This is a genomic window from bacterium, from assembly GCA_021159335.1.
Taxonomy (GTDB): domain Bacteria; phylum UBP14; class UBA6098; order B30-G16; family B30-G16; genus JAGGRZ01.
The window spans coordinates 1-9,177 of sequence record JAGGRZ010000056.1 but is presented as its reverse complement, the minus strand read 5'-3'; the positions used below and the strand labels follow the sequence as shown (position 1 = coordinate 9,177).

General features: G+C 45.3%; 8 protein-coding genes. 6 read left to right on the top strand and 2 right to left on the bottom strand.

Annotated elements, in window-relative coordinates; genetic code table 11:
- The first annotated feature begins 73 nt into the window (after positions 1-73).
- From J7J62_03515 to J7J62_03490, 6 genes are read left to right on the top strand one after another with little or no spacing between them, the layout of a single operon-like run.
- On the top strand, positions 74-1,039 hold the full coding sequence (locus tag J7J62_03515) for a ribose-phosphate pyrophosphokinase (GenBank protein ID MCD6124223.1): 966 nt from the start codon (positions 74-76) through the stop codon (positions 1,037-1,039).
- Positions 1,040-1,075: 36 nt separating this feature from the next.
- A complete protein-coding gene (locus J7J62_03510; GenBank protein ID MCD6124222.1) occupies positions 1,076-1,756 on the top strand; it encodes a 50S ribosomal protein L25 in 681 nt (226 codons plus the stop codon).
- Between the two features lie 37 nt (positions 1,757-1,793).
- Positions 1,794-4,103, top strand: a complete 2,310-nt coding sequence (locus J7J62_03505; GenBank protein ID MCD6124221.1) for an SLBB domain-containing protein — start codon at positions 1,794-1,796, stop codon at positions 4,101-4,103.
- Positions 4,104-4,106: 3 nt separating this feature from the next.
- The gene (locus tag J7J62_03500) at positions 4,107-5,039 is read left to right on the top strand and encodes a hypothetical protein (protein MCD6124220.1); all 933 of its coding nucleotides are present in this window, start codon (positions 4,107-4,109) and stop codon (positions 5,037-5,039) included.
- A 6-nt stretch (positions 5,040-5,045) separates the two neighbouring features.
- Positions 5,046-6,464, top strand: a complete 1,419-nt coding sequence (locus J7J62_03495) for a hypothetical protein (GenBank protein ID MCD6124219.1) — start codon at positions 5,046-5,048, stop codon at positions 6,462-6,464.
- Entirely contained in the window at positions 6,437-8,011 is a 1,575-nt protein-coding gene (locus tag J7J62_03490) for a polysaccharide biosynthesis protein (protein ID MCD6124218.1), read from the top strand. Before J7J62_03495 ends, J7J62_03490 begins: the two co-directional genes overlap by 28 nt.
- A 1-nt stretch (position 8,012) precedes the next feature.
- On the opposite strand, the gene J7J62_03485 is transcribed toward J7J62_03490, so the two are convergent.
- Together J7J62_03485 and J7J62_03480 are read right to left on the bottom strand one after the other, a co-directional pair.
- Positions 8,013-8,282: a cupin domain-containing protein gene (locus J7J62_03485; protein ID MCD6124217.1), complete on the bottom strand. Its 270-nt coding sequence runs from the start codon at positions 8,280-8,282 to the stop codon at positions 8,013-8,015.
- 13 nt (positions 8,283-8,295) lie between these two features.
- A complete protein-coding gene (locus J7J62_03480) occupies positions 8,296-8,934 on the bottom strand; it encodes a class II aldolase/adducin family protein (GenBank protein ID MCD6124216.1) in 639 nt (212 codons plus the stop codon).
- Positions 8,935-9,177: the final 243 nt, after the last annotated feature.

The window sequence follows — 9,177 nt, the reverse complement described above, 5'->3', positions numbered from 1 at the left end:
CAGCGGACTTTGGATCCGCCATTCGGAGGTTCGAATCCTCCCGCCCCAGAGAATGCAAGCTTTGGGAGGAGTGATGAACGAACTTAAGCTTATCGTAGGACGCTCTAATGAAGAACTTGGCAACTCCATTGCGCAAAAACTTGGAGTAGAACCCACAAAACTGCTCCTCACCAACTTCAGCGATGGCGAGATAAGGGTTCAGATTCTTGAGAACATTCGCGGCAAGGATGTTTTCATAGTGGAATCGACCCAGCCGCCCGCGGAAAACATTATGGAGGTTCTGCTTCTTATTGACGCGGCTAAGCGTGCCAGCGCAAGAAGGGTAACGGCTGTTATACCGTATTTCGGATATGCGAGGCAGGAGCGCAAAGACCGTCCTCGTGTTCCGATATCGGCTAAGCTTGTGGCAAATCTGCTCGTAGCTGCTGGTGCCGATAGAATACTTACCGTTGACCTTCATTCGCCTGCCATACAGGGTTTCTTCGATGTCCCCACGGACCATTTGACTGCTGATGGGATTTTCAGGGACTTTCTGCTTTCGAGGATGAACGACGAGCTTAAGCGGGGAGAGGTGGTTTTCGTTTCGCCCGACATAGGCGGCGTTAAGCGAATAGAACCTCTTGCTAAAGAGCTCGGTGCACCTATAGCGGTGGTTTACAAGCGCCGCGATGAGCCTAATGTTTCCTCTGTCATGTTTCTCGTGGGCAAGGTGGACGGAAAGGTCGCCATAATAAGGGACGACATTATCGATACTGCGGGAACTATTTGCTCGGCGGCGAAAATTCTTAAGGAAAATGGCGCAAAAGCGGTTTTCTCGCTGGTTACTCATCCGCTCCTTTCAGGACCCGCGGTGGAAAGGTTGGCTCAATCAACTCTTGACATGCTGGCGGTAACTGATACTTTACCACTTAAGAATTCTGCCAGGGAGAACCTTGGCGAGAGAATAACGGTGGTTTCCATTGCGCCGCTTCTGGCGGAGGCGATAAAAAGCATTCACGAGGAGAAGTCAGTAAGCGTTCTTTTTGAGATGAAATTCTGATTTGAGTTTAGTTTTGCTATAACTGGAGGGAAAAAGATGAAAGGTTTTCTGTTAACAGGAGAGATAAGGGAGGAGCGCGGCAGTCGTGCCGCAAGAAGATTGCGTAGGGCGGGATATGTGCCCGCGGTGGTTTACGGGGACGGCAAAGAAGCCTTGCCGATAAAGGTGCCAAAGCACGAACTTTCCCACATTATGCACTCGCGCGCAGGTGAACATGCACTGGTGGAACTTAAGATTAAGGGCGAAGGAAAAAGAGCGAAAAAGTATTTAACCATAATAAAGGATGTCCAACACGACCCCATAACCGATACGATAATCCACGCCGATTTCGAGAAAGTATCGCTTAAGAAACCTGTTTCGTTTAAGTTGCCCATTGAGTTCGTCGGAGTTGCCGTGGGGGTTAAAAAAGGCGGTGTTCTTACCCCACATCTTCACGAGCTTGAGGTTCTCGCAAAACCTGCCGATGCGCCCGAGGTAATAAGAATTGATGTGTCGAATATCGAGCTTGGCGAATCCCTGTATGTTAAGGACATAGTCATTGAGAATGTGAAGATACTTTCTGACCCTGAGGAAGTAGTTGTATCGGTGGTGAAGCCGAGAGGTATAGTTGAGGAGGCGCCTGCGGAAGTAGCGGAAGAGGAAAAGGCTGAAGAGAAAGCAGAGGAGAAGGAAAAAGAGAAGGGAGAAAAGGAGGAATCCTCTGAGAAAAGTTCATGAGAGCAAAATAGTTTTGTTTTTTGCACTCCTTTTCCTATTGCTGAATTTAGGGCATGGTCAATATCCTTCTGTTCAACCTCAAACTCAATATGTTACGCCGCCGGCGGTTCAAAAGCCGCCTACCAAGCCGATGGAGGCTCAGAAGTATGTTACCCCCGAGATGCAATTTGTGGATACTACAGCTATTCTTCAGAAAATACTTGAGCAACGGCAACTGGCAAGGCAACCTGCCGAAGTTTACTTCCCGGAAGGAAAGTGGTATTTCGATGAACCGGTGGTGGTCGATGGCGAGACGATTCAGGTTATAAGGAAAGCATTGCCAAAAAGTCTTACAAGGTTTGGCTCGCAGGTTTTCCAGAATATACCGCAGATAAGTGCCTCGCAACTACCTGTGGCTGGTGAATACATTATAGGGACGGGCGACAAACTTCTTCTCAACATCTGGGGCGCGATAAACAGTCAGTATGAACTTGTTGTGGACAGAGATGGTAAGATATACATTCCGCAGGCAGGGGAAGTTGCTGTCGCAGGGCTTTCTATTAATGCTGCGCGCAAAAGGGTTGGAAAAGCATTAAAACGAGTTTTCGCCGACATAAACTACAGTCTTACTCTTGCGGCAGTAAAAACGATTCAAGTTTTCGTCGTTGGTCATGTGAAAAATCCCGGTATCTACGACCTTCCCGGACTTTCGAGAGTGGTTAATGCTGTTGCTGCTGCTGGTGGGCCATCGAGGTCGGGTTCATATAGAAAAATTAAGGTATACAGGGGGAACAAACTCGTAGCCAAACTCGACCTTTACGAGCTCTTCACCGAGGGCAAAGCCAAGGGCAACATCCAGCTTGCAAGCGGTGATGTAGTGGTTGTGCCCGGGTATGACAAGTTGGTCAAACTTCGTGGAAAGGTTAAAACTCCCGCAGTTTTCGAACTTGTCGAAGGGGAAACTATATCGGACCTTCTCAAATATAGTGGCGGAGTAACTGCTGATGCTGATGTGAGCAACATATTTGTGGACAGGATAGAAAACGGCGAGCATATCGCAGTAACGCTCGACCTTACCGATTCGCTAAGCGCGAAAACTGAAATTCTCGACGGCGATGACATATCGATATTCCCGGTGAATCCCTATCGCGAGGATGTTGTTTTCGTGGTGGGCTACATACCTCATTCCGGTGCGTATGGCTGGCATGAGGGACTGACGCTTGGCGAGCTTCTCGGAAAAGAGGGAATGCTTTTCGAGGATACTTACAAAAAGCGGGTCGATATATTGCGTTTAAAACCCGACGGAAGGCGCGAAATAATCGCCGCTGACCTGATAAGCGAGAAAGCTAATACACCTTTGAAGCCACAAGATAAGATAATTCTTTATTCGGTAAGGGATTTTCTTTATCCGCGCAAGGTCGCCATTTTTGGCTCCGTAAAAAATCCAGGGGTTTATGAGCTTTACGATGGGATGAGAGTATCGGACCTTGTGTTTCATGCTGGTGGGCTACTCGTGGAAGCTTATCTTGATAGCGTTGAGCTGGTAAGAATAGTTGACGGTATAAGGCGCGAATCGATGTGGATAAACCTTTCCGAGGTACTTAACAATCCCGGTAGCGCACAAGATGTTTTACTGCGGGAAAACGATGTGGTGGTGGTTCACTCGATACCGGGATGGCTTAAACCTGAGATAGTAACGATTCTTGGGGAGGTTAAATATCCCGGGAACTACGCTATTATAAGGGAGAACGAGACCTTATCCGAACTTTTCCAGCGGTGCGGTGGTTTTACCGAGGATGCCTTTCTTGAGGGCGTAACGATGATTCGACCAAAAATAAGCGAAAGAGTTGGCAAAAAGAATCTTCAAGCGATAATAAGCAGCACGAGACCCATTATAATAGATTCTCTCGGAAGGATAGACACGCTTTCATATGTTTTCAGTTTCAATCCAGAGGATCTCAACAGGATGATAATAAGTGCAAAAGATGTTATAAGAGGCAAAACCGATATAGTCCTTGAAGCGGGGGACACGATAATAGTTCCCAAGACACCGGGTGAGGTAAGCGTTATAGGCGCTGTTGCGCTTAATGGGACGGTTAAGTTCAAAGAGGGGAAGAACGCGAGGTATTATATAAAGATGGCTGGTGGGCTTACAAAAAATGCCGATGCCGACCAAATAAGACTTGTCAAAATGAACGGCAGAGTTGAGAAGATATCGCTGGGTTACGATAAAATATCTCCAGGTGATGTGATAATAGTTCCCAAGAAAATCGAGCGGAAAGTAGATGTTTTGGCGATAACATCCACTATAGTTTCGATAATTAGCGGTGCTGTGACATCCCTTTACATTATTCTCAGATTAAAGTGAGAAATGTTCGAACAAAGGTTTAAAATTTTGTCGCTCATATATGAGAATCGTTCCATTATAATCCCTGTTTTTTTGTTCTTCGTGATAATTTTTCTGATTATAGCGATAATTTCTCCAAACAAGTATACATCGGAGGCTGTGCTTTTGCCCAGCGGGTTTGTCCCCAGCGGTATGCAATTTGTGCCGGGTTTTTCGATAACTGAGTTTATGTCGGGCGCGCAGACGGAAATATCAAGCTTCCTTTTTCCTGATATATTAAGGAGCAAGAAAGTTATCCTTAAAGCATTGGAGATGCCTTTCGATTCCTCGTTGATAGCGCGTGGTTATGAGGGCAATTTAAAGAAATTTTTCCGATGGGGTTCAACGGAGAAGGCGATAAAAGGTTTTAAAGGGAAGAGCAAAATAAAATATTCCTTCGAGAAGGGGTTAGTTCAGCTAAAGTTCACATGCAAAGACCCATTTATCTCGAGATTCGCTCTGGAAGCCTGGATAAGTGCGCTCGAAGATTTTATAAACGAGCACACTGCGCTTTCAGCCAAGAAAAAGTATGCTTATCTCAAGAGACGAGAGGAGAAGCTCGTTGCCCAGCTTGACTCCGCCGAAAACGAGCTTAAAAGATTCATAGCTACTCATCGAAATTACAGTGATGACCCAATATTGACGATGCAATACCAGAGATATCGCTCCAAAGTTGACCTTACGAGTGAGCTTATAAACTATGTCAGGAAGCAGCTTGAGGTTACGATGCTCGACATGAAGGGCGCCGCCCCGATTATAAACATCCTCGATGAGCCAAATCTTCCGAAGTCGAGGTCGGGTCCCAAAAGGTCGCTTATAGTTTTAAGCGGAGCTGTAATAGGTTTTGTGGCCTCAATTTTCGCTGCTGCATTTCGAGCGTGGTGGGTCAGTCACAGGAATAAAGCGCGACCATCCTGAAGAATCATGCTTAAAGTTCGCGATAGGATTTGGTCTATTTTAATTCGAATCATCGCTGGGATTAGTTTTGGTGCTGCGATAATATATCTTTTTCTCAAACAAAGATATAGATTAACTCTTCTATCGCTTGCGCTGGCAGGGCTCGCAGCCATTCTAATAGTGCCATACCAGTTTTTTGCTGATGCTATGGTTTTTCTCCTTATGATTTTCAAAGCAAGGTTTGCTTTCAAATTGTTTGGTTTTTTCATAAACCCCGCCCAAATAGCCTATGTGTTTTTTCTTGGCTCTTTGTTTCTGGCTTTGGTGCTAAGACCCAAGGACACGATATTGCGCCGACCCGGAATAATCGAGTGGAGCACATTAATTTTTTTCGCTATGATGATAGTAAGTGCTGTTCATGGACTTCTCAATAAGGATATTTTCAGAGCATTTTCGCAATCATCCTTCAACTCAGATGTCGCTCGCGGGCCGATATTTTATCTGTGGATTGTTTTTTTCAGCATTTTCATTTTCCGGGACGAGAAATCAATAGAAAGAATAGCGCTTTTAGGCGGATTGGGTTTGTTCCTTCAGCTACTTTACGGTGTTTTTGAGTTTTTCACGATGGGCAGAAGGTCTCCCTATATGGGAGCGGGATTTGGCGTGACATGGGGATATCATTTCCAGCCCATGGTTATACTTTCCGCGGTTTTACTGCAATATGCATTAATAACGAGAAAAAAATCGATGTTTGCGCTCTCAGCGTTCGTTTACCTGTTCATTATATTTTTCCGTTCGAGAACGAGCATTTTGTATGGGTTAATGTTAATATTTTACGCTGTGCTTGCTACAAGTCTTATTCAGCCAAAAGGGAAACGGCTTAAGTATTTTTTCAGCGGCATGGTTTATTATCTCATCTCGCTTATTGTTATTGCCGGGTTTTTATATGTCATTATGACGCCATCTCAGTTTAAATTGCTAATCGAGCTTATTGCGCAAAGATTTAAGCCGACTTTTGCGCCGGGATACGATTTGTCCGTTCATGCGCGAGCTATTGAGCTTAGAAACGCACTGGCGCTTTACAGAGAAAACAAACTTTTGGGGCAGGGTTTCGGAACTACATTTTTCGTTTTTAAAAATTCGTTTTACATAGACCACTGCTATGGGATTATTCTTGCCAAAATGGGGCTTTTAGGGTTGTTTTCGTTTCTTTTTATGTACTTTTCCGGGATATTTGTTGGGCTGCGCTTGCTGCCGAAAATATGGCTTATTGAATCCGATATAATCAAGTCGCTCGTTCTGGTTACGCCGGGGGTGCTTGCGGGGTTGCTTATCGCTGGGTTTTATGTTTCTCATCCGTTTTTCTCGATGGCTACAATAATTTGCGTTTCAATATTGATGGCGGCGGTGTCATTTGAATGGAACAAGCTGACAAGAAAAGCTTAATCGGCATAGCGCGTTTTATGCCCTCGATATTTTCCGTTAGGGTTCTTGGCAGAATATTGGGCTTTGTCAGACAGGTTCTTATTGCTCGCTATTTCGGTGCTTCAGCATTAACTGATGCTTTCTTTGCAGTTTCTCAGGTAACGACAATGCTAAAGTTGCTTTTCGGCGTTGGTCCACTTCAGACGGCTGCTACCACTGCGATTATAAATGTCGAGGTGAAAGAGGGCAGAGAGAAAGCAGCAAAAATTTTGACCACATACATTTTTAATATCGCCATAGTGGCTTCTTTGGTGCTTGCCGTTCTTATGACTACTTCATCTGCATGGCTTTGGCGCATCTTTCCCGGCATATCTGACAGGAGAGAGCTTTTGAATTTATTTTACATTCTTGCTCCCACGGCGATTCTTGGAGGAATTATGTACATTGGTTCTGCAGGTCTTTACGCGCGCCACAAATTTATTCCTCTTGAGCTTGCGAACATAATGATTCCTGTTGTAGCGATAGTTTTCGTGCTGGCATTTCATGTGCGATTGTCCATTTATTCAGTTGCTTTCGGTGTGCTTTCAGGTTCGATTATTGCTTTTGGCTTTATTTTTTACAAGCTTTACCGCAGCGGGCTTATCGCGAAAGCGAAACCTTCATTTCGGGGATATTGGAGCAAATTTTTGATTACCCAGGGTTCAGCCGCACTTCTTTTTACGCTCTGGGAGCAAATTTTCAGGATTTTCGAGCGGTTTCTCGCATCCAATCTTGCTGAAGGCATGATAACATCGCTAACGCTTGCGCAAATAACTGTTGGTGCAGCCATGTATCTTATTGCGCAGCCTTTATCGGTTGTTTCACATCCTATTCTTGCGCGTTCTTATGCTTCCAACGACATGGATGATTTTAGAAAGCGTTTTGTGGATGTTATTAGTGGTGCTTTTTTTGCTTTCGCTTTGCTGGCAGCTATTCTTGCGTCAACGATAAAACCGCTTACATTCATAGTTTTTCGGCAGGGCATGTTTAGTGCTCATGCAGCTTCGCTTACTGCATCGGCTGGAAAGATACTTTCGGTCGCGGTAATATTTCAGGGATTATACATGTTCCTTATGCGGGTTATGCTTGCCCAGAAAAATTCGTCCGCGCTCGGGCGAATAGGCTTTTACGGGTGGAGCCTTGCCATGATTGCGGATGTTTTCCTCGCGCAAAAGCTCGGAATCGTTGGACTCGCCATTACTGCGCTTGCTGCTTTCGCGTTGATGGATGTTGCCATGATTTCTGTGATAGCCAGAAAGAGTCACATAAACATGATTACAGTATTACCATCATTTTTGAAATCGGCATTAAGCAGTTTTGCGACATATTTTTTTGTGCTAACACTGGTAAGGTTTACTGTGAAAATGTTCGTTTACGGGCTTCCAAGCAGAATAATGTCGTTTCTGATGCTTTTCATTGTGGGCTGTGTCGGCGCAGTCATCTACTTAGTCCTATCTGCCTTGCTCAAGCAGAAAGAAGTGAGCATTGTGCTTGATGAATTAAGAAAGATTTTTGCGAAAAAAAGATGATTTATTCGAACCTATAGTGTTTTTTCACTGGCTCTCTGACATCCCATGTGCATCTCAGCCCCTTGGGGAACTTAACGAGGTCTCCTTTTCCTATTTCCACTTTTTTGCCGTCCTCGGTTTCCACGATAACTTTGCCCTCAAGGAAATAGCAAATCTCCGTTTCCGTGTATTCCCACGGGAACTTTCTTACGGGCGACGACCATGTAGGCCAGTTCTTTACGCCGAGCTTTTCCAGCTCCTCCTCAGTTGGCTTTTTGACTTCGATCTCCATTTTCCCTCCTTTTCTACTCTAATCCTATTTCTTTAAGTTTCTTTACAGCCCATTCAGGGAGTTCGGTTACCTCTCCCAAAAGCTTTGATAACCACGCTACTTTTGCGAGGTGCTCGAGTGTTTCCATTCTGAGACATGCCTCCTCGAGGTTTCTACCGAGAGTAACAGCACCGTGATTTTTAAGGAGGAATGCGTTGTATCGCAGCACGAATGGTTCGGCTACTACTGCTGTTTGCATGGTGGACGGCAGGGCAAAAAATGTTTTCGGTACCTCGCCAAGCTTGACTATGCTTTCTGGCAGAAGGTTTTGCGGGAGCTCAATTTTGGAGCAGGCGAATGCTGTGGCATAAGGCGGGTGAGCGTGGACAACAGCACTTATGTCGGGACGATATTGATATGCTAATATGTGGAGCGATATTTCCGAGGAAGGTTTATTCTTGCCTTGCAAAACATTGGAGGAGAAGTCGACTACTATGAGGTCATCGTCTTTAAGGAATCCCTTGGACATTCCACTCGGTGTTATGAGGATTCTTTCCGCGTCTATTTTGACGCTTATATTGCCGTCCCCGCCGGGAAGCATTCCCTGTTGCCACAACCTGTGCCCCCACTCGATAAGAAGCTTGGAGAGTCGTGTCAGTTCAGCATCATTCATTGTTAACAATAAAACATTATTGTGATGCGGTTTCAAGTGAAATAAGTTTGGTGGGAAGAGTTTGAATCGCGGAGACCGCGGGGAATTGGAAACCGCGGAGGCTGAGGTAAAAGATTTAAATCGCGGGGACCACGGGGAACATGGGAACCGCGGAGGTTGAGGTTTTAATTTTTAACCTACTACCTCGCCAGCGTGACAGTTCCCTCGCAAACGAGCTCGCCGCGAACCGTTATTATGTAAACA